This is a genomic window from Enterobacter sp. RHBSTW-00593, from assembly GCF_013784105.1.
GTDB lineage: Bacteria > Pseudomonadota > Gammaproteobacteria > Enterobacterales > Enterobacteriaceae > Enterobacter > Enterobacter ludwigii.
The window spans coordinates 2,139,961-2,160,952 of record NZ_CP056393.1; the positions used below are offsets into that span (position 1 = coordinate 2,139,961).

Below are 20,992 nucleotides of genomic sequence, written 5' to 3' on the forward strand. Positions count from 1 at the left end.
TTAACATTCTCATAACGTCATTAAGGTTAAGCAAATGAAGCAGGTTGGTATTGTTGGTTGGCGAGGAATGGTGGGCTCTGTTTTGTTACAAAGAATGGTCGAAGAGAACGACTTCGACAATATTTCCGCGCATTTTTACAGTACTTCCAGTGCAGGTGCCGCTGGTCCCGTCATTGGTGGCGTCAACCACACACTCAAAGATGCTAATTCTATTAGCGCTCTGGCCGAAATGGATATCATCATAACCTGTCAGGGCGGGGATTATACCAAAGCAATTTATCCGGCGTTGATTAGCCATGGCTGGCAAGGTTACTGGATTGATGCGGCCTCAGCGCTCCGGATGGATGAAAAAGCCTGCATTATTCTCGACCCGGTCAACCGCACAAATATCGATCGTGCCATCAAAGAGGGAATTAAACTTTTTGTTGGGGGCAACTGTTCCATTACGCTGAGTCTTATGGGACTGTCAGGGTTAATTAAAGCTGACCTGATAGAATGGATGAGTGTGATGACCTATCAGTCTGCATCCGGAGCGGGTGCTAAATATGTCCGGGAATTAATTGCTCAAAGCGCTTATATCAGTAAACATTTATCTTCTGATGAGCTGGAATCCTCAGGTTCAGTGCTTCCTTTAGTCAATAAAGTGAGTGAATTAATTACCAGTGCTAACATGCCCATCCAGAATTTCGGCGCGCCTTTAATGGGCAATATTATTCCATGGATTGACAGCGATTTAGGGGATGGTAATAGCAGAGAAGAATGGAAGGGTGAGGCAGAAACGAACAAAATTCTTGGTCTCTCTCCGGGTACGATTGCAGTAAATGGCTTGTGTATTCGGGTCGGTGTGATCCGTTGCCATAGTGCTGCAATAACCCTGAAGCTCAAGCGTGAAGTCAGCGAAGAAGAATTTGCAGAGCTTGTGACGCATTCCCATCCATGGGTTAACTATGTGCCCAATAATAAGGATGACAGTGTCAGTAAATTGACTCCCGCTAACATTAGCGGTTCGCTGCAGGTGGGTATTGGCCGTTACAAGAAAATGTCGCTTAACAATGACCCTATATACTCGGTTTTGACGGTCGGCGATCAGCTGTTGTGGGGCGCTGCGGAACCCTTGCGACGGATGTTGAATATTCTGCTTGGTAAAGTCTAATCACGCTCACACGGTCATGGCGCGCTGCGCGTAAGGCGTGGGTTTAACGAGAAGCTGGAGACTGAACTCCAGCCTCTAGGAATGGGTTTCAATCTGAGGCCGTTTCGCCTGGGGCTTCCTTTAACGACTCGATACTTATCTCTGAGTCATTAGTTTCGAGTAGCTGGGTTAATAAAATCAGGTTATTGAATTCGTTCAGTAACATTTCAGCGTCGGATTTGAGCAGCGTATCTGCTGCTTCAAGCGCCGCGTTGATCGCTTTTCTGACATTCTCGAGCATTTCGTTCATACCGCCATTTTTACCAATGGTCAGTAACAACGCGCCTATCAACAAAGACTGTGCTTCTACTTTGGCCGCCAGCTCTTTAGCTTCAGCGTCCATTTTGGAAATTTTTGCGATAACACTGAGTATCAAGTTTTTCATAATGCCCCCTTATTTTCTTTGCGAGATTAACTCCTTAATAAATTTTGAGCGAGGTTTATTTTATGGCGACAGCAATTGTCTTTGTTGATGAAGCAGGGCACGGTGCCAGCAGTGATCAACACCGTGCGCTTCCTGTTAACGGAAGAAGTCTGCCAGGGCCTCACTCAGGGCCTGAGGTTGTTCATCCGGAATGAAATGACCGCAATGAGCAAGCGTAATGCCACTCACCGTCTCTGCAAACTGGCGAAGCGGGGCAGCCATATCGGCAATCGAACCCTGATCGGCACTGACGGCCAGCAGCGGCACCCGAAGTTTTTGCGTTTCAGCCAGCGTCCGGTTCTGAACAGCGGAGACCGCCGCTTCTCTGTAAGGGGCCAGCCCGGCACGCAGCGCGCCGTTTTGCTGCATCAGGCGGACATACCGGGCGATATCCGCATCGCTAAAGGCCATCGGACTGGCGGTTTTTCGCCGCAGGAACCATTCGAGGTAAATCTCTTCACGCCCGCTAATTAAGGCTTCCGGCAGGTCGGGGAGAAGATGAAACGCGAAGTGCCAGGTTTTCCAGGCTTTTTCTGGCGTCGCGGGCAGGGCGTCCGGCAAAGTAATACCCGGGATACCGGCATCAAGCAGAGCCAGCTTGATTACCTGCTGTTCATAACGCAGGGCATACGGCCAGGCAACCCATGCACCTACATCGTGGGCGGCCAGGTAATGTCTTGTGATCCCGAGTGTCTGCACCAGCCCAAAAACCGAACTGGCAAGCGTAAGGGTATCGTAGCCAGACTGTGGCTTATCGGAGTCGCCCTGGCCCGGGAGGTCGAGTGCAATGATATCGTAACGATCGGCTAAAAGAGCCATCACCTTATGCCAGGCAAACCCGCTTTGCGGGAAGCCTGCAAGCAGCACGATTGTTTCACCTTGCGTCTGTCCGCCTCTGACATAGTGCAGACGAACCCCATCAACCGTTGAGTAATAGTGCGCAAAATCGGGCAAGCCCGCGACAGGCTGCGACCACGGAAGGGGGATTGAATTCTCAGACATGACTACCTCCAGCTATTTAGGAAATGATCATTTCCTTTATGGATAAATTTTTTAGGCGAGTAGCGCCATCACCGTCTCTACCAGCCGTTCGCGTGCCGGTAATTCTCCGGCTTTGCCCGCCACACGCATGCCCAGGACCAGGCACAGCAAAACGCCGCTCAACGCCTGCGCGTCGTGTCGCGAATTAACTGAACCGTCATGCATACCCTGTTCGATCAGCTGGAGGATCGCGTGCTGATTTCGCGCAAGCGCGCTCTGCACCAGCCCGGCAATTTCGCCGTCAAACTGGCTGAGTTCAAGGGTGCTGCCGACCACCAGGCAGCCGCGGCGTCCTTCGACAGCGCTGGCCGATTCAAGATAAAAGTTCAGCAGCTCGGCTATTTTGGCCCGGCCATCAGGTTGTCGCGCCAGACGCTCGCGCAACGATTGATTGCGCAGGGAGGTATAACGCGCGAATACCTGCAGGAACAGGCCACGTTTATCGTGAAAGGCTTTATAAATACTGCCCGCAGTGAGCTGCATCGCGTCGCTCAGGTCACTTATCGACGCGCTGTGGTAACCCTTTTCTCTGAATACCGGCATCGCCAGATCCAGGGCCGCATCGAGATCAAACTGCCGCGGACGTCCGCGCTCGCGTGCGTTCTGTAGCTTCTCAGACATTGTGTTCATCATTTAGGAAACAATCGATTCCTAAATACTCCCATAAATGGGCGTATCTGGAAAGCGTGAAGTTCTATAAAAAGAGTTTGCCGCGGCAGAAGAGTGGAGAGGTCATTTTAGCTTCAACACGCTCCGGTATACTGCATCGTGATTTTAACAGGGCGTCGAACGTACAGGCCGTCGCTAACAGAGCCAGCCAATATGCAAAAGGCAGGAAGTATGTCTCTTCGTTCACTGCGGGCGTTGTGCCTGACAAGTTTTTTCATTGCTGATGTTCGCGATGGCCTCGGGCCCTTTCTCGGCATCTTCCTGACGGAACGTCACTGGACCCCGGATGATATCGGCATCCTGATGACCGCCGGGGGGCTGGCGGGATTACTGGCAACGCTGCCGGCGGGATTTATTACGGATACCTCCCGCAATAAGCGTTCGGTTCTGGCACTGCTTTGTATCGCCATTACGCTGAGTACGCTGCTGCTCTGGTTTAGTCAGCAGAGCGGCGTCGTCGCCGTCTCGCAAATTATCACCGGTATCTGCGCGGCGTTTGTGGGGCCACTGATTGCGGGTATTACGCTGGGTCTGACGGGCCCGAGCGGGTTTAGCGCGCAGATGGGGAAGAACGAGGCGTTCAACCACGCCGGCAATTTCCTGACGGCGGTGATTGCAGGCGGCATTGCCTGGTTCTGGGGCGTCGGGGGCATTTTCCTGCTGATGACCTGTACGACGCTTCTGACGTTGTGCGCGCTGCTTGCCATTCGTCATACAGATATCGACAACGATGCGGCGCGGGGGCTGACCTCTTCAGACCGTCAACCGGTCCCCGGCGTCGCGGTGCTGATTAAAAACCGGGCGCTGTTGATAACCGGGCTGACGCTGCTGCTGTTCCATCTGGCCAATGCCGCACTGCTGCCGATGCTGAGCATGAGGGTTGCTGCGGCACCGGCAACCATCAATCCCGGATTATTTGCGGCGGCCACCGTCATCATTTCTCAGGCGGTGATGATCCCCGTCGCCATGGGGGTGGCAGGTCGAATTGAGCGCTACGGTTACTGGCGTTTCATCATGCTGGCCCTGCTTATTATGCCCGTTCGGGCGGCACTGGCAGCCTCCACAGACGCCCCGTTGATGATGATCCCGGTACAAATTCTTGATGGTCTGGCCGCGGGGATCCTGGGCGTTGTCGTGCCGTCGTTTATCGTGGTGCTGTTGCGCGGGAGTGGGCACGTGAATGCCGGGCAGAGCGTGGTCATGCTGATGCAGGGTGTCGGGGCAGCAATGAGCCCGGCGTTAACCGGCACGATTGCCGGTCATTACTCTTTTGCGACGGCCTTTAGCGTGCTCAGCGCCATTGCGCTGCTGGCTGTCCTGCTCTGGTGGCGCTTTGCTCACCGGTGCTGGAAACCAGACCGGGCGTAGCTGGCCGGGCAGGGCAGAGCCGCACCCGGCATATAGATTTACACGATAGTGTTAGGGCACTCTTCACCCTTTTCCAGCTGCTGCAAGTTCCCCAGCGTGGTTTCTGAAATGCTGATCAGCGCTTCGGCAGTCAGAAACGCCTGGTGTCCGGTGAACAGGACGTTATGGCAGGCAGACAGACGGCGGAATACGTCGTCCTGGATCACGTCATTAGATTTGTCTTCAAAGAACAGATCGCGCTCATTCTCATACACGTCCATCCCCAGCGCGCCAATCTTCTGGGTCTTCAGCGCTTCAATAGCGGCCTGGGAATCAATCAACCCGCCGCGGCTGGTGTTGATGATCATCACGCCATCTTTCATCTGGTCAAACGCCGCCTGGTTGAGCAGGTGATAGTTTTCCGGCGTCAGCGGACAGTGCAGGGAGATAACGTCAGACTGTGAAAACAGCGTCGGCAGGTCGACATATTCCACGCCCAGATCCAGCGCGGCAGCGCTTGGGTAAGGATCAAACGCCAGCAGACGCATACCAAACCCTTTCAGAATGCGCAGGGCGGCGACGCCAATCTTACCGGTACCGATAACGCCCGCGGTTTTACCGTACATGGTAAAGCCGGTCAGCCCTTCCAGAGAGAAGTTGGCGTCACGGGTACGTTGATAAGCACGGTGAATACGACGGTTCAGTGACATCATCATACCGATGGCATGTTCCGCGACCGCTTCCGGAGAATATGCCGGGACGCGGACCACCTTCAGCCCCAGCTCTTTTGCGGCATCAAGATCTACGTTGTTGAAACCAGCGCAGCGCAGGGCGATATATTTCACGCCCTGTTTTTTCAACTCTTCCAGCACCGGACGGCTGCCATCATCATTCACAAAAATGCAAACGCCTTCACAGCCGTGCGCCGTTTTGGCGGTTTTTTCGGACAGCAGAAAGTCGAAAAATTCAAGCTCAAACCCGTAAGCCTCGTTAACATGTTGCAGATACTTTTTGTCGTACTGCTTTGTGCTATATACCGCGAGTTTCATAAGACTTTCTCCAGTGATTTTGCATTCACGTTAGCATGATTAAAATTATCTTACAATTTCTGAAATATTATTGAATTCAATAAGTTCTATCAATTATTTTAGAGCATCTTTACCCGTTAACTCTATGATATTCAATCTACACCCCTGCTTAAGTATAGATTTGATGCACCCTGGGGCGGAGGTGTCAGAAGGTGGGCGAAGTGGAAGCGTTACAGGATGGCAGATGTACCAGATTGCTAAAGAGAATTGATTATGTCACCACAACTTGAGTTATCCCTAAACCCACCTATGTGGCCCGCTTTTTGCTATTTTATTGTATCTATTGCAATTTTTGTCCTCCTGTATCTGGGGAAGATAAAAATCAACCGACTCCGCAAATACCCTCTCTTCATTGCTTATACATTGCTCGTGATTGCAGTCGCTGCCGTACAGATAAACATTTTTGCGAATGGTCATGAGTTTGTGAATGGATTTTTGCACATAGATTTTGATCCTTATCGGTATGACTCCGTGTACTGGGGTTCCCTGGTTTTTGCGATGGTTTACCTGCTGGCAATGCCGCGCAACAAATTCTAACTTTTGACGCTACAACGCTGAAGGTCGTCTTGAAATACAGCCTAACCCATTGAATTTAAGATGACTTATTGACGTTAAGTATAATAAAATTTTTAGCGCATACGGTCAGAGCATCTATCCTTAAATTTGGCATTCTCTTCAACTGACTGGCTAAACATGCGACAATGATCGGCACTGTCGGCTTAATTCTTTCGCTAAATCAGGATATTAACTGCCCATGAGGGGTACATACAAAGCCGCAATCGCGCTCTTACTGCTGTTCATTCTGGTGCCGCTGACGCTGCTGATGACCCTTGCCCAGTGGGTACCAACCCTTGCCGGGATCTGGCTTCCTGTCGGGACACGCATCGCCTTTGAACAAAGTCCCAGACTCACGCGTCATGCCCTGATCATCCCCGATCTTCGCTATCTTGTGGATGACTGCGAAATTGCCCGAGTCGATAACGCGACCCTGTCGCACCCCAGCCGCTGGAAACTGGATGTCGGCGCGCTCGAACTGAACTCCGTTTGCCTCAATAAAATTCCCCAGTCCGCACCGTCCACGGTCGCGCCCAAAACGCTGGCGCAGTGGCAGGCGGTGTTACCGAATACCTGGCTTACTGTCCATCGTCTGACGCTCTCGCCCTGGCAGCAGTGGCAGGGAGAACTTCAGGCGTCGCTGACGCCCGCGCGTCAGGAGATTGCCTACAACGGTGAGCAGGTCAGTATTAAAGGGATGCTCCGCGGTCAGACCCTCTCTGTCACCCAGTTCGATGTACAACTTCCCGACCAGCCACAGCCGATAAAACTGGTGGGACAATTCACCCTGCCGCTGGTGCCGGACGGCGTGCCGGTTAAAGGCCATGCGGTTGCGACCTTTAACGTGCCACAGTTAACCTCGCTGGTCGATGCCGATCTCGACTGGGAAGCCAATCAGGGGCAACTGGTGGTCATGGCGCGGGATAACCCCGATCCGCTGCTCGATCTGCCGTGGCAAATAACCGCGGAACAGCTGAATATCAGTGACGGACGCTGGAACTGGAACCTTTCCGGCATGCCGCTGAGCGGGCGCGTTGGCCTTCGTGTCGATAACTGGCAGGCGGGGCTTGAGAAAGCGACCCTGACCGGGCGTCTGAATGTGCTCACTCAAGGGGATGCGGGGAAGGGCAACGCGGTGCTGAATATCGGACCGGGCAGGCTCAGTATGGAACAAAGCGACATGCCGCTTCATCTGAGTGGCGAGGCGAAACATAACGACCTGGTGCTCTATGCCAGACTGCCGGCAAAACTGACCGGAAGCCTGTATGAACCACAGCTCTCCTTTGAGCCGGGCGCGCTGCTGCGCTCACGTGGTCGCATTATCGATTCACTGGATATTGATGAAATTCGCTGGCCGCTGGCGGGCGTCAGGCTGACCCAAAAGGGTGTCGATGGACGCCTGCAGGCCATTTTGCGGGCGCACGAGAACGAGATGGGTGATTTTGAACTGCATCTGGATGGCCAGGCCAGTGACTTTTTACCCGACAACGGCCTGTGGCAGTGGCGCTACTGGGGCAAAGGGGGCTTCACCCCAATGAATGCGCGCTGGGATGTTGCCGGAAAAGGCGAATGGCGCGACAAACTTATTGAGCTGACCGCGCTTTCAACCGGTTTCGACCAGCTCAAGTACGGTGCCATGGAGGTCAGTAAACCCCGTCTGGTGCTGGATAACCCGGTGCGCTGGTATCGCGATCCTGACAAGCCGACGTTCAGCGGAGCGCTGTCGCTGAATGCCGGGCAAACCCGTTTCAGCGGCGGCAGCGTATTGCCGCCGTCGGTGCTGACCTTCAGCGTAGACGGAACAGACCCGACACTGTTCCAGTTCAAGGGCGATCTGCATGCCGATGCTATCGGACCGGTACAGGTGAACGGACGCTGGGACGGGGAACGCCTTCGCGGGCAGGCCTGGTGGCCGAAACAATCGCTCACCGTGTTCCAGCCGTTGATCCCGCCAGACTGGAAAATGACGCTGCGTGACGGCGAACTGTATGCGCAGGTGGCCTTCTCGGCCGCCGCGGGTCAGGGCTTTGAGGCGGGCGGTCACGGCGTGCTGAAAGCCGGTAGCGCCTGGATGCCAGACAACCAGATCAACGGCGTCGACTTTGTCCTGCCGTTCCGGTTTAGTGAGGGCACCTGGTCGCTGGGAACGCGCGGCCCGGTAACCTTGCGGATTGGCGAGGTGGTAAACCTGGTGACCGCGCGAAATATCACGGCGGACCTGCAGGGTGACTACCCCTGGAGTGAGGCGAACCCGCTTCTGCTCACCAATGTGAAGGTGGAAACCCTCGGCGGAAAAATCACCATGCAGCAGTTGAGGATGCCGCAACATGATCCGGCGCTGTTGCGGGTAGACAATATCTCCTCCAGCGAGCTGATCAGTGCCGTTAATCCGAAGCAGTTTGCGATGTCTGGCCCGGTGAGCGGGGCGCTGCCATTCTGGCTGGACAATGAAAAATGGATCATCAAAGATGGCTGGCTGACCAACCCCGGCCCGATGACGCTGCGTATCGATAAAGACACGGCTGACGCCATCGTAAAAGATAATATGGTGGCGGGCGCCGCAATTAACTGGCTGCGCTATATGGAAATTTCTCGCTCGTGGACAAGAATCAATTTAGATAATCTGGGTGAATTAACCATGCAGGCGACCCTTAAGGGAACCAGCCGGGTAGAGGGTAAAAGCAGCTACGTTAATCTGAACTATACCCATGAAGAGAATGTCTTTACCCTCTGGCGTAGCCTGCGTTTTGGAGACAACCTGCAAACCTGGTTTGAGCAACACGCGGCAATACCTGGTATCCGCAGTTCGACTGGCAAGGAAAGTGAGGAACAACAATGAAAAAGATGGCTGGTGTGCTCACCGTTGCCGTTGCCGCGCTACTGACCGGCTGTACGCCGCGCATTGAAGTCGCCGCGCCGAAGGAGCCGATTACCATCAATATGAATGTCAAAATCGAACATGAGATCCACATTAAGGTCGATAAAGACGTTGAAACCCTGCTGAAATCACGCAGCGATCTGTTCTGAGGATGCCATGAAACGATTAGCTCTGATGTTACTGGCGCTCGGCATGAACGTGCAGGCGGCAACGCTGACCTTAAATGACGCCCGGACGCAGGGGCGCGTGGGGGAAACCCTGAGCGGTTATCTTGCGCCAATCAAACAGGATGCGGAAACCCTGGCGCTGGTCAATCGCATTAACGCCGCGCGCACGGAAAGCTATCAGAAGCTGGCTGACAGCAACAATCTGCCGGTGGATGAAGTGGCGAAAATGGCAGGGCAAAAGCTGGTTGCCCGCGCCCAGCCGGGCGAGTACGTGAAAGGCATCAACGGGAAATGGCTGAAGAAGTAGTTAGCGAAAGCGCTTACGATATTCGCCAGGCGAGACGCCAAAACGTTGCTTAAAAGCGGTTGAAAAATGGCTGTGGTCGGAAAAGCCCCAGCTGTAGCCAATGCCCGCCAGCTTTTCATCATCGCTGGCGGAGCGCAACACTTGTGCGCACAGGTCGAGACGGCGGTTTTTAATGTACTGGGCGACCACCAGCCCCTTATCAGCAAACATGCGGTAGAGGCTTCGCACCGACATCCCGCTCTGTGCGGCAATCCATTCCGGTCGCAGTGATTCAGACTGAATATGATCGTCAATCAATGACAGCACATTGCGGAACAGGCGTTCTTTACGTGGCTGAGCCACGTCGCGCTGCTGGAACGCGGGCCGAAGCAGACAGATCATCGCTTCCAGCGCCGCTTCACTCTCCCGGTCACTCAGATCGGCATTCCCCATACTTTCCATCAGCAGGTGGTGGCTTAACTGAACGGTGGGCAGCGTGCGCGAAAGGGTGAGCGCGCATCTTACCTCCTGAAAACGACACTGTTGCTCAATAATCTGGCGCGGAACCAGCAGCGAAATCTGGCGGGATTTTTCATGCCAGGCAATGGAGCACGGGCGGGAAGCATCAAGCAGCGTGATATCGCCGGTCTTCAGCACCGCGCGGCGGTCGTCCTGTTCAATCTCCGCGCTGCCTTCCAGCTGAAATACGGTGTAGAACCAGGCATCGTTACTGTCGTTAATCTCATGGCGGGATCGGAACAGGTTAACGCCACCTGCGGTTACGGTGCTTAACTTCAGGCTACGGGCATAGCTGGTTTCCAGCTCGCCGACGAATTCCCCCTCCAGCGGACGCGCATTAAAACGCCCGCAGACCTGGTTAATTTGTGCCAGCCACTGTTGATACTGTTCCTCTTCGCTTGCACACGCCATCGCTTATCTCGCTGCACCGTCAATGTTTTTGCATTGTTGCATTTGTGTTGCATTTTGTCAGAGCTATGAGGCTGACTATAGGAAAGAACACTCACCGGTAACAGCGTTATAAGACGGAATTATCACGATTTGCGGAGCCTGTCACAGGTGGCAAAGCGAATGTCACAGAGACAAAAGCGAGAATCCAAAACCCCTCTTAGACTGCATTAACACCCTGCGAATAAAAACGAAGGAGTACCCTATGTCTGAATCTCAGGTAGCCGTTCAGCCTGCCGTACAGCAGTTTTTAGACCGACATCATGGCCTGTGGATTGAAGGGCGTCAGGCCGCGTCGGACAGTGAAAAGCGGCTCAATGTCTATAACCCGGCAACGGGCGACGTCATCGCTTCCACCGCCGATGCCAGCATTGATGATGTCGACCGCGCCGTGATGTCCGGCTGGCGTGCATTTGTTGCCCGTAGCTGGGCCGGAAAATTACCGGCGGAACGTGAGCGTATCCTGCTGCATTTCGCCGATCTGGTTGAGCAGCACAGCGAAGAGCTGGCCCAGCTTGAGACGCTGGAGCAGGGGAAATCCATTCATATCTCCCGCGCCTTTGAAGTGGGCTGCACCCTGAACTGGATGCGCTATACCGCAGGGCTTACCACGAAAATTGCCGGTAAAACCCTCGACCTCTCCATCCCCTTACCGCAGGGGGCCCGCTATCAGGCGTGGACGCGCAAAGAGCCGGTTGGCGTGGTGGCCGGGATTGTGCCGTGGAACTTCCCGCTGATGATCGGGATGTGGAAAGTCATGCCTGCGCTGGCGGCGGGGTGTTCCATTGTCATTAAGCCTTCAGAAACCACGCCGCTCACGATGCTGCGCGTGGCGGAACTGGCAAGTGAAGCGGGCATCCCCGACGGGGTGTTTAATGTGGTCACGGGAAGCGGTGCGGTGTGCGGTGCCGCGCTGACCTCACATCCGCATATTGCCAAAGTGAGCTTTACTGGCTCAACGGCGACAGGCAAGCAAATTGCCCGCGCGGCGGCGGATACGCTCACGGGGGTGACGCTGGAGCTGGGGGGTAAAAACCCGGCTATCGTGCTGAAAGATGCTGACCCGGCCTGGGTAATTGAAGGCCTGATGACCGGCAGTTTCCTGAACCAGGGGCAGGTTTGTGCGGCGAGCTCCCGTATCTATATTGAAGCGCCGCTGTTTGACACGCTGGTCAGCGGGTTTGAACAGGCGGTGAAATCCCTGAGCGTCGGGCCGGGCATGTCGCCGGAGGCGTTCATCAACCCGCTGGTCTCCCGCGCGCACTGCGATAAAGTGCAGACTTTCCTCGACGAGGCAAAATCGCGCAATGCGGAGTTGATCACCGGTAACAGGGGGCCGGATGGCAAAGGTTATTACGTGTCGCCGACGCTGGTGGTGAACCCGGATGCCGCGCTGCGACTCACCCGCGAAGAAGTGTTCGGCCCGGTGGTCAACCTGGTGCGCGTCGCGGATGGCGAAGAAGCGCTGGCGCTGGCCAACGACACCGAATACGGGCTGACGGCCAGCGTCTGGACGCAAAATATCAGCAAGGCGCTGGAATACACCGACCGGCTGCAGGCGGGGACCGTCTGGGTGAACAGCCATACGCTGATCGACGCCAACCTGCCGTTTGGTGGCATGAAGCAGTCCGGCACCGGGCGCGATTTCGGCCCGGACTGGCTGGATGGCTGGTGTGAAACCAAATCGGTATGTGTGCGATATTAAAACAAAGCGTGTCGGGCTGGCGCAACGGCCACCCGACACGGCTATCGTGACCAGCGGTCCCGTCCGGCCGCTTTCGCCCGGTACAGCGCCTCATCGGCGCGGGCGATAATCTCCGTCCCCGCCAGACCCTCTGCCATTCCTGCAATGCCCATGCTTACGGTGACGTGATCGCTGATTTTTGAGGCATCGTGCGCTATTGCCTCCGCGCGCAGGCCGTCCTGAATACGCATGGCAACTTTTTCGGCTGTGTTTTCCGGGCAATCAAAGAGGATCACCACAAACTCTTCACCGCCGTAGCGAGACACGACATCGTCAGGTGTTCGCACCGACTGCCGGAGCACCTGCGCCACGCGGGTCAAACATTCGTCACCGGCCTGATGACCATAGGTGTCGTTGTAAAGTTTGAAATAATCTATATCCAGCATAATCAGCGAGAAGGCTTTTTTCTGCTCAACGGCATTCTCCAGTACCACTTCCATCTTGCGACGGTTGGCGGTCTGGGTTAACGGATCCTGATGCGCCAGCGCTTCCAGCCGCGAAATCAACAACTGGTTTTGCTGGTTACGTCGCCAGGCTTCATCAAACCAGCTTATCAGGATGAAACGCCCGCAGAGCAAAATCAGCGTAAAGACGGTCCAGACGGCGGCAAAGTGAAGGTTGACACCATCATTGAGTACCCAGCTTGCGACCGGTAGCGTGACCCAGAGCGGGATCACGAAGGAGAGTAACCCATGGGGGTAAAAGTAGAGCGCCGTCAACCCGGCAAGTAACAGAATCGCGCACAGGGGCCAGACGTGAGGCAGCAACAGATCGGTGATAAACCAGAAACAGGATATCGACCAGATGACGCTACAGAAAAAGAGCACCACGCTGATGCCGGCAATACGTCGCCAGGCCATGATGATTAACGCAGCTGACAGAATAATAATGCCGAACATCGAGGCATCGATAAACTTCAGCAGAGGCAGCGACCGGAGGTAGAGGGGGTCGTCGGGCTTAAGCGAGACGTGGCGCAGCAGGATCATCACGGCGAAGCTGATGTTGACGAATGCCAGCCACGGCAGGTTCATCGCCAGCCCGTGCATGACCATCGCCTGACGCGTCGGCCAGGCAGCCCGCTCTGGCGTCGTTTTTTTTCTTTTTTCCATAAATGCTCTTTATCCTTTTCTGGGAGCAAGTGAGACAGGAACGGGCGGAGGAACCGTCCGAACATATCGCCGTTACGGTGTCACAATATTAAACCATAAGAGCTAACCCATACAGCCAAGTATGGCATCGCGTTGGGCGCTGTCACGACGGAACTTAAGACTAGTCAGCAGAAGGTGTTAAAGAATGGCTGGAGTAAGATAACGATAAGCAGGACGAGACAGTCAGCAAATAAAAAACCGGGCATTACGCCCGGTCTGTTTTTATTTCTGCGCGTCTTTTTTCCTGCCGAGTGTCGGCGTTTCGTCGAAGAAGTTCCACGGTTTGAGCAGGGTATGCACCCATTCCGTTGGCATGATTGGCCACTCTTCGGCGCGCGCGACGTGGGTTGTGCCGGTGGTCATCCAGACGACGTCATCCTGATCGTTTAGCGACTCGTTATCTTTGCTGTATTTGCCAAGCCCCGTATCGTGGGTTGAGCGGTTTGGGAATTTGCCCTCCGGGTACATCTCATCCGGATGGTAACGCGTGACCCACAGCTGTTTATCCATAAAGCTCAGGCGGTGATAGATCCACTCGTCCGGGGCAAATTTCGCGCCGGTCGCCACCGGGTGCGTCCCCCCGGCGTAAGGGATTATCTGATACGAAATTGGGTTCCCCATGCGGTTCTCTTTGCTGGTGTTGCTCAGCAGACGAATGGTGCCCGGGTCAAATTTCTGCGCCGCCTGCTGCTCGGTATCAATAGCGTACTGATTGATCTGCATGGTGCTGGTTCGCGGGCCGCCGGCGGTGTTCGGTTTCACCTGTGGATCCATTGCCACCAGCGTGTTGTTGATGCCATCCACATCCATATCGAGACGGAAGTTATAGATGTGCTGGTGGGTGGTCCCGACGATGTTGTGATCAATTAATGTGCCGTATCGGGTATCGTCTTTGGCAGTAGGGTCATGCATCGTTTTCGCCTGTACGCCTTTCACCGCCTCAATCCCCGTTGCACCGGCATCAATCCCGATGGTGCCATTTTCGTGGAATACCCAGTCGAAAATATAGTCGTAGTTGCCAACGGTGCTCACCCAGCGAACCACCAGCTCGCGCCGCTCGGTACTGACGTTAGGCTGACCCATCTCCTGGTGTTTATATTCCGGTCCTGCGTAGCGTTCAAAAATGGCGATGGCGCGGGGGATCTCCATCGGCGCACCGGTATAATCGGCAATGGTTTCATTGATCATCACGGCGTTGGACGGCACGTCTTTGCCGCGCACCAGCGGAGAGGTCAGGGTGCCCATGCCGTAATCGCCGGAATCCAGATAGGCTTTGAAGTACCAGCCCACGTCAGGGTCACCGTAAGGGACGATCATCCCGCCCAGGGAGCCCTGATACATAATCTGGCGTTTTTTGCCGTTATCATTGTAGGTGACGGTCGAAATCATTGGGCCCACGCGGGAATCCAGACTCAGATGGAAATCCCAGTTCTGCCAGTGAATCATATCGCCGGTAATGGTGTAGTTTTTGCCTTCTGGTTCAATAATGTTAAGCGGTTTTTTCGGCGTGTTAATGCGGTCACGTCCATCATACGGACGCGGCGTCATCGGCACCGGCACAACGGCACCTTCTTCAATCTTCTGGATCTTCTTCTGCTCAAGGTCGACCACTGCCACCAGGTTCTCAATCGGGTGCGCCCAGTAGTTGCCGTCGCCCACGTCCAGATAGCTCACCACTTTCAGCAACCGGTCTTCCTGTTTCAGGCCATCTTTGCCGTCAAAATAGCCGACGGTCAGTGGCGTGGTGATCACTTTCTTCGTATCGGTAATGCCGCGCTTTTTCAGAACCTCGGCAAACTCTGCACTCTCGTTGATGATCTGCTGAACGGTCGCAAAATCATCCAGCAGCACCATGCCGTGGGCATCTTTAATGGCGTCCCAGCGCAGGATCTTTTTATCCTTCAGGTCCACCAGACTTTCAATAACGTGTTTCCCGTCCAGCATGGTGATGTTCGCCTGGCGGGGAGAGTCCACCGCCGTGCCGTTGAGCACAAAGTCCCACACTTTGGCTTTCTCGGGTTCGGCCAGGGCTATCTGGGTGAAGCGGGTGTTCGGTTTAAAATCCGCAGAGCCTTTCACAATCTCCACGGCTTGCTTAATTTCGTCAGCCGTTAGCGCGTTTAACGGGTGAGGGCGTTTTTCAACCTGGAAGGTCTGGTCGAGACCCGACTGGAAAACGTCGTTGATGAAGGTCTCGGAGATGAACGCTTTTTTGCCTTTCATGACCACCGGCACCTGCAGCGTGAGGGTTTTGCCGTTCACAATAGCGGTTTTCGCGCCGGGCTTGACCTTCACATATGCCCCGTCCTTCGCAAGGGTGAACATCTGTGCGTAATCATCCCACTGCACATCGGCGCCAAACGCCTGCAGCGTTTTGTCCATCGGGACCATATGCGCCTCACTGCCGTGTGCGAAAACAGGTGATTGCCAGGCGCAACACAGCGCAACGGCCATAGCCAGTGCCGTTCTACGGGCAGAAAAAGAAGAATTGCTTCCCATCGTAGACCTCATCTTGTTGTGTTTATTGTGTTGTGACAGCCTTATCCTGACAGGCGCCCGAGAAAAGCGTTTGCCTGCATCTGCCAGGTTATTTGTTAGTCTTGCCAGGTTAAAAAAAGACCGGGGCGATATCACACCCCGGTCAACGTGCGAGAGAGGAACGTGTCAGAAGTCGCCGTGCTGGCGCGCCACCAGCGTCAGGATGGAGTAGAGCGCGACCGCCTGCTGGTGCTGGTTAAAGATCTCAACGGCCCATTCGACCACGCCGGTTGGCTTCTCATCGGCGGTCCGTTGTTTCTTGAGCGTTTTACGTTTACAGGTGAGGCGCACCTGAATGGTATCGCCCGGCTTAACCGGTTCGATAAAGCGCAGGTTTTCCATGCCGTAGTTGGCAATCACCGGCCCAACGCCGGCATCAACAAACAGACCCGCCGCGGCAGAGATCAGGAAGTAACCGTGTACCACCCGTTCGCCAAAGATGGATTCTGCCGCGCCGATTTTGTCCATATGGGCGTAGAAGTGATCGCCGCTCAGGCAGGCAAAGTTAACGATATCGGCTTCTGTCAGGGTGCGGCGCGGGGTCAGCAGGCTGTCGCCCGGCTGCAGTTCTTCAAAGTATTTCCGGAACGGATGAACGCGATCTTCATGAACCGCAGCACCCCGTACCCACTGTTTGCCGATGGTGGCAAGCATGGTCGGGCTGCCCTGAATGGCGGTGCGCTGCAGATAGTGCTTCACCGCACGCAGTCCTCCCAGCTCTTCACCGCCACCTGCGCGGCCAGGACCGCCGTGCACCAGCTGCGGCAGCGGAGAGCCGTGTCCGGTGGACTCCCTGGCGGATTCGGCGTTAAGGATCTGAATTCGTCCGTGCGCCCGCGCCGCGCCGGCAATAAACTGGCGGGCGATAGCCGGGTCGGCGGTGACCAGCGTACCGGCCAGACTCCCGCCACCCGCCCGTGCCAGCTGCATCGCGTGGTCTGAATTGCGGGAGGGCATCAGCGTGGCGACCGGCCCGAAGGCTTCGGTGCAATGCACGGCGGGGGTTTCATCTGGCTGTGGGCAGAAAAGCAGCGTCGGCGGGAAGAATGCCCCCGCAGCCTGCAGATCGGCTTTTCCGCCGAGTCTGACCTGGCAACCCGCCGCAATCAACAGATCGACTTTCTCCTGCACGTCCGCGCGTTGCTCGCCGTTCACCAGCGCGCCCATCTTCACCCCGTCCTCTGCCGGGTCGCCGACGACCACGTTTTGCAGCCGCGCGATCAGCGCCTGGCTGACGGCATCCATCCGATCCTGAGGCACAATTATGCGGCGGATGGCGGTACATTTTTGCCCTGCCTTGGCGGTCATTTCGCGTACCACTTCGCGAATAAACAGCGCGAATTCTGGCTGTTCCGGCGTCACATCCTCACCCAGAACGCAGCAGTTGAGGGAGTCGGCTTCCATGGTAAAGGGAATGGAGTTCGCCACGATATTCGGGTGAATGCGCAGGCTCTGGCCGGTGCTGGCGGAGCCGGTAAAGGTCACCACATCCTGGCTGTCGAGATGATTCAGCAGATCGCCCGCGCCGCCGCAGACAAGGCTGATAGCGCCGTCCGGCACCAGACCGCTCTCCACAATCGCTTTCACCATCGCCTGCGCGACCTGCGCGGTGGCGGTGGCGGGTTTGATAATGGCTGGCATCCCCGCAAGCCAGGTGGGCGCCAGTTTTTCCAGCATTCCCCAGCACGGGAAATTAAAGGCGTTGATATGGACCGCCACGCCCGATTTTGACGTCAGTACGTGACGCGCAGCAAAGCCGCCTTCCTTCGACAACGGGATCAGCTCATCTTCCGGCCAGAGTGTGTCATCAGGCAGCTCGCGGCTCCCCAGGCTGGCATAGGTGAACAGCGTCCCGATCCCACCCTCAATATCCACCCAGCTGTCCGCTCGGGTCGCCCCGGTCTGGGCAGACAGGGCATAGAACGTCTCTTTCTCACTAAGCAGATGTTTCGCCACCGCCTTCAGCATGGCGGCCCGGTCGATAAAGGTCATGGCGCGCAGGGCTTCGCCGCCACGCGCGATCGCATAGCGACGTGCATCCGCCATGTCCAGCCCTTCGCTGGTCACGGACCACAGCGCTTCGCCACTGATGGCGTGATGGATAGTACGTTCGCGGCCCCGGCCAGACTGCCAGGCACCGGACAAGAAGCTGGCTAACTGCTGCATCGCTTATCTCCAAGTGTTACGTGATTTCACTATCAATAGTTTAATCATGAATCATAAAAAGCAAGCTGAGTTTTAATGAATTGTTAACATTGTGATCCAGCATAATGAAGCAGAGGGCCGTAAGCCCCGTCGTGCAGGCCTTGTGCAAAAAGCCTTGCGAGCACCATCACAAAATGGGGAAACATTTCTTGGGGTTATATTTAACCTTTGTGTAACTTTTAAGAAATGAAGTGATTCAATATTTCACTTTAAGTGGTAAATAATCGAATCATAAAGGTGATGACGTGACGCAAGAACAACGCTTTGAGCAGCGCATAGCGCAGGAGACGGCGATTGAGCCTCAGGACTGGATGCCTGATGCCTATCGTAAGACGTTGATCCGCCAGATTGGTCAGCACGCGCACTCCGAAATTGTCGGCATGTTGCCGGAAGGAAACTGGATCACCCGCGCGCCGACGCTGCGCCGCAAAGCGATCCTGCTGGCAAAAGTGCAGGACGAAGCCGGGCACGGTTTGTACCTCTACAGCGCGGCCGAGACGCTGGGCTGCGCGCGGGAAGACATCTACCAGAAGATGCTCGACGGCAAGATGAAATACTCCTCCATCTTCAACTACCCGACCCTGAGCTGGGCGGATATCGGGGTGATCGGCTGGCTGGTGGACGGTGCGGCGATCGTCAACCAGGTGGCGCTCTGCCGTACCTCATATGGCCCCTATGCCCGCGCGATGGTGAAAATCTGTAAAGAAGAGAGTTTCCACCAGCGTCAGGGCTTTGAAGCCTGTATGGCGCTTGCGCAGGGGAGTGACGCCCAACGCCAGATGCTGCAGGACGCCATTAACCGCTTCTGGTGGCCCGCTCTGATGATGTTCGGCCCAAACGATGACAACTCGCCGAACAGCGCCCGCAGCCTCGCCTGGAAAATCAAACGCTTCGGCAATGACGAACTTCGCCAGCGCTTTGTCGACAACACGGTTCCGCAGGTAGAAATGCTGGGTATGACGGTTCCGGATCCTGACCTGCGTTTTGACGAAGAGAGCGGTCACTACCGCTTTGGCGAGATCGACTGGCACGAGTTTGATGAGGTCATTAACGGGCGCGGTATCTGTAACCACGAACGTCTGGCTGCCAAACGTAAAGCCTGGGAAGACGGGGCGTGGGTGCGTGAAGCCGCACTGGCGCACGCGGAAAAACAACACGCCCGCAAAGTGGCTTAAGAGGAAACACGATGAGCAATGTCTACTGGCCGCTGTACGAAGTGTTCGTACGCAGCAAACAAGGGTTGTCCCACCGTCATGTGGGAAGTCTTCATGCCGCCGACGATCGCATGGCGCTGGAAAATGCGCGTGATGCCTATACCCGTCGCAGTGAAGGCTGCTCTATCTGGGTGGTGAAGGCGAGCGAGATTGTCGCCTCTCAGCCGGAAGATAGCGGCGAGTTCTTCGACCCGGCGGAAAGTAAGGTTTACCGCCATCCTACGTTTTACACCATCCCTGATGGCATCGAGCACATGTGAGGTCAGGGATGAAAACATTATCCGCATATGCCCTGCGTCTGGGCGACAACGGTCTGGTGCTCTCCCAGCGTCTGGGCGCCTGGTGTGGTCACGCGCCGGAGCTGGAAATCGATCTCGCGATCGCCAACATCGGTCTCGACTTGCTGGGGCAGGCGCGCAATTTCCTGACCTATGCCGCAGAGCTGGAAGGTCAGGGCGATGAAGACACCCTGGCGTTTGGGCGTGATGAACGCCAGTTTCACAACGTGTTGCTGGTGGAACAGCCTAACGGCAGTTTCGCCGACACGCTTGCGCGCCAGTACTTTATGGATGCCTGGAACGTAGCGCTGTATGAACGCCTGACCCACAGCAGCGACAGCCAGCTTGCCGCCATCGCCGCGAAAGCCATTAAAGAGGCGCGCTACCACCTGCGCTTCAGTCGTGGCTGGCTGGTGCGTCTGGGGGACGGAACGGAAACATCTTCACAGCGTATGCAGCAGGCGGTCGACACCCTGTGGCGGTTTACGGCCGAGCTGTTTGAAGCCGATGACGTCGAGCTGGCGTTGATTGCCTCCGGCGTCGCGGTTGATCCGCGCGAGCTTCGTCAGCCGTGGGAGCAGGAAGTGTTTTCCGGTTTGCAGGAGGCCACCCTGAGCGTGCCGTCGGAAGTGGCGTATCGCACGGGGGGCAAGCGCGGGCTGCATACCGAACATCTCGGCCCAATGCTCGCAGAAATGCAGTATCTCCAGCGTGCCCATCCGGGTCAGCAGTGGTAAGTACGGAGGTGAAGATGCAGCGTTTTGCCGGGATTGCACCCGCGGAGATCCCTCAAATCTGGTCGCTGTTAAGCCAGATCCCGGACCCGGAAGTGCCGGTGTTAACCATCACCGATTTAGGCATGGTGCGTAGCGTATCGCCGCAGGGCGAAGGCTGGGTTATTGGCTTTACGCCAACCTATTCAGGCTGCCCGGCGACGGAACATTTGCTTGGCGCGATTCGCGAGGCGATGACCGCACACGGCTTTACGCCAGTACATATTGTGCTTCAGCTCGAACCGGCCTGGACCACCGACTGGATGACAGCGGATGCGCGCGAACGCCTGCGCGCATATGGCATCAGCCCACCGGTGGGCCACAGCTGCCACGCGCATGCCCCGGCCGAGGTGAGTTGCCCACGCTGTGCCAGCACACATACCTCGCTTATCAGTGAATTTGGTTCGACGGCCTGCAAAGCGCTTTATCGCTGCAACGACTGCCGTGAGCCTTTCGACTATTTCAAATGTATTTGAGGT

At 55.7% G+C, this 20,992-nt stretch carries 19 protein-coding genes; 11 read left to right on the top strand and 8 right to left on the bottom strand.

Annotated elements, in window-relative coordinates; all coding sequences use genetic code 11:
• The first annotated feature begins 34 nt into the window (after positions 1-34).
• On the top strand, positions 35-1,153 hold the full coding sequence (asd, locus tag HV242_RS10150; protein ID WP_020884253.1) for an aspartate-semialdehyde dehydrogenase: 1,119 nt from the start codon (positions 35-37) through the stop codon (positions 1,151-1,153).
• A gap of 88 nt (positions 1,154-1,241) precedes the next feature.
• On the opposite strand, the gene iraP is transcribed toward asd, so the two are convergent.
• The 3 genes from iraP to HV242_RS10165 all read right to left on the bottom strand — a co-directional run bounded on the left by iraP (position 1,242) and on the right by HV242_RS10165 (position 3,278).
• Entirely contained in the window at positions 1,242-1,577 is a 336-nt protein-coding gene (gene iraP, locus HV242_RS10155; protein WP_063858440.1) for an anti-adapter protein IraP, read from the bottom strand.
• 135 nt (positions 1,578-1,712) lie between these two features.
• Positions 1,713-2,618: an alpha/beta fold hydrolase gene (locus HV242_RS10160; protein WP_049022938.1), complete on the bottom strand. Its 906-nt coding sequence runs from the start codon at positions 2,616-2,618 to the stop codon at positions 1,713-1,715.
• A gap of 51 nt (positions 2,619-2,669) precedes the next feature.
• Entirely contained in the window at positions 2,670-3,278 is a 609-nt protein-coding gene (locus HV242_RS10165) for a TetR/AcrR family transcriptional regulator (RefSeq protein ID WP_072126414.1), read from the bottom strand.
• A 219-nt stretch (positions 3,279-3,497) separates the two neighbouring features.
• On the opposite strand from HV242_RS10165, the gene HV242_RS10170 reads away from it, so the two are divergent.
• On the top strand, positions 3,498-4,694 hold the full coding sequence (locus tag HV242_RS10170) for an MFS transporter (protein ID WP_049022805.1): 1,197 nt from the start codon (positions 3,498-3,500) through the stop codon (positions 4,692-4,694).
• A 38-nt stretch (positions 4,695-4,732) separates the two neighbouring features.
• On the opposite strand, the gene HV242_RS10175 is transcribed toward HV242_RS10170, so the two are convergent.
• Complete coding sequence (locus HV242_RS10175; RefSeq protein WP_050736739.1) at positions 4,733-5,722, bottom strand: 2-hydroxyacid dehydrogenase; 990 nt, start codon at positions 5,720-5,722, stop codon at positions 4,733-4,735.
• A 252-nt stretch (positions 5,723-5,974) separates the two neighbouring features.
• Between HV242_RS10175 and HV242_RS10180 the strand changes: the two genes are divergently transcribed.
• The 4 genes from HV242_RS10180 (at position 5,975) to HV242_RS10195 (ending at position 9,668) form a co-directional block, all read left to right on the top strand.
• Positions 5,975-6,298 (top strand): hypothetical protein, encoded by a 324-nt coding sequence (locus HV242_RS10180; RefSeq protein ID WP_020884249.1) that lies wholly within the window; start codon positions 5,975-5,977, stop codon positions 6,296-6,298.
• A 217-nt stretch (positions 6,299-6,515) separates the two neighbouring features.
• A complete protein-coding gene (locus HV242_RS10185) occupies positions 6,516-9,155 on the top strand; it encodes a YdbH family protein (RefSeq protein ID WP_014169917.1) in 2,640 nt (879 codons plus the stop codon).
• Positions 9,152-9,343: a YnbE family lipoprotein gene (locus tag HV242_RS10190; protein ID WP_014169918.1), complete on the top strand. Its 192-nt coding sequence runs from the start codon at positions 9,152-9,154 to the stop codon at positions 9,341-9,343. The genes HV242_RS10185 and HV242_RS10190 overlap by 4 nt, the downstream gene beginning before the upstream one ends.
• 7 nt (positions 9,344-9,350) lie before the next feature.
• Entirely contained in the window at positions 9,351-9,668 is a 318-nt protein-coding gene (locus HV242_RS10195) for a YdbL family probable chaperone protein (protein ID WP_014169919.1), read from the top strand.
• Here HV242_RS10195 and feaR read toward each other — a convergent pair whose 3' ends face one another.
• Entirely contained in the window at positions 9,669-10,577 is a 909-nt protein-coding gene (feaR, locus tag HV242_RS10200) for a transcriptional regulator FeaR (protein WP_050736740.1), read from the bottom strand.
• A gap of 241 nt (positions 10,578-10,818) precedes the next feature.
• On the opposite strand from feaR, the gene HV242_RS10205 reads away from it, so the two are divergent.
• Complete coding sequence (locus HV242_RS10205; RefSeq protein ID WP_050736741.1) at positions 10,819-12,318, top strand: aldehyde dehydrogenase family protein; 1,500 nt, start codon at positions 10,819-10,821, stop codon at positions 12,316-12,318.
• Positions 12,319-12,359: 41 nt separating this feature from the next.
• Here the strand turns inward: HV242_RS10205 and HV242_RS10210 are convergent, their stop codons facing one another.
• From HV242_RS10210 to paaZ, 3 genes are all read right to left on the bottom strand, one after another.
• The gene (locus HV242_RS10210; RefSeq protein WP_050736742.1) at positions 12,360-13,466 is read right to left on the bottom strand and encodes a GGDEF domain-containing protein; all 1,107 of its coding nucleotides are present in this window, start codon (positions 13,464-13,466) and stop codon (positions 12,360-12,362) included.
• Between the two features lie 261 nt (positions 13,467-13,727).
• A complete protein-coding gene (gene tynA / locus HV242_RS10215; RefSeq protein WP_050736743.1) occupies positions 13,728-16,004 on the bottom strand; it encodes a primary-amine oxidase in 2,277 nt (758 codons plus the stop codon).
• A gap of 165 nt (positions 16,005-16,169) precedes the next feature.
• Positions 16,170-18,209 carry a phenylacetic acid degradation bifunctional protein PaaZ gene (gene paaZ / locus HV242_RS10220; RefSeq protein WP_050736744.1) on the bottom strand — a complete coding sequence of 680 codons (2,040 nt, stop codon included), beginning with the start codon at positions 18,207-18,209 and terminating at the stop codon, positions 16,170-16,172.
• Positions 18,210-18,493: 284 nt separating this feature from the next.
• On the opposite strand from paaZ, the gene paaA reads away from it, so the two are divergent.
• The 4 genes from paaA to paaD are packed head-to-tail and all read left to right on the top strand — an operon-like array spanning position 18,494 to position 20,989.
• A complete protein-coding gene (paaA, locus tag HV242_RS10225; protein ID WP_014169925.1) occupies positions 18,494-19,423 on the top strand; it encodes a 1,2-phenylacetyl-CoA epoxidase subunit PaaA in 930 nt (309 codons plus the stop codon).
• A gap of 11 nt (positions 19,424-19,434) precedes the next feature.
• Positions 19,435-19,722 carry a 1,2-phenylacetyl-CoA epoxidase subunit PaaB gene (gene paaB, locus HV242_RS10230; RefSeq protein WP_050736745.1) on the top strand — a complete coding sequence of 96 codons (288 nt, stop codon included), beginning with the start codon at positions 19,435-19,437 and terminating at the stop codon, positions 19,720-19,722.
• Positions 19,723-19,730: 8 nt separating this feature from the next.
• Positions 19,731-20,477, top strand: coding sequence for a 1,2-phenylacetyl-CoA epoxidase subunit PaaC (gene paaC / locus HV242_RS10235; protein ID WP_032678084.1), 747 nt, complete (start codon positions 19,731-19,733; stop codon positions 20,475-20,477).
• A 14-nt stretch (positions 20,478-20,491) separates the two neighbouring features.
• Positions 20,492-20,989, top strand: a complete 498-nt coding sequence (gene paaD, locus HV242_RS10240) for a 1,2-phenylacetyl-CoA epoxidase subunit PaaD (protein ID WP_025204283.1) — start codon at positions 20,492-20,494, stop codon at positions 20,987-20,989.
• The last annotated feature ends 3 nt before the right edge of the window (positions 20,990-20,992 follow it).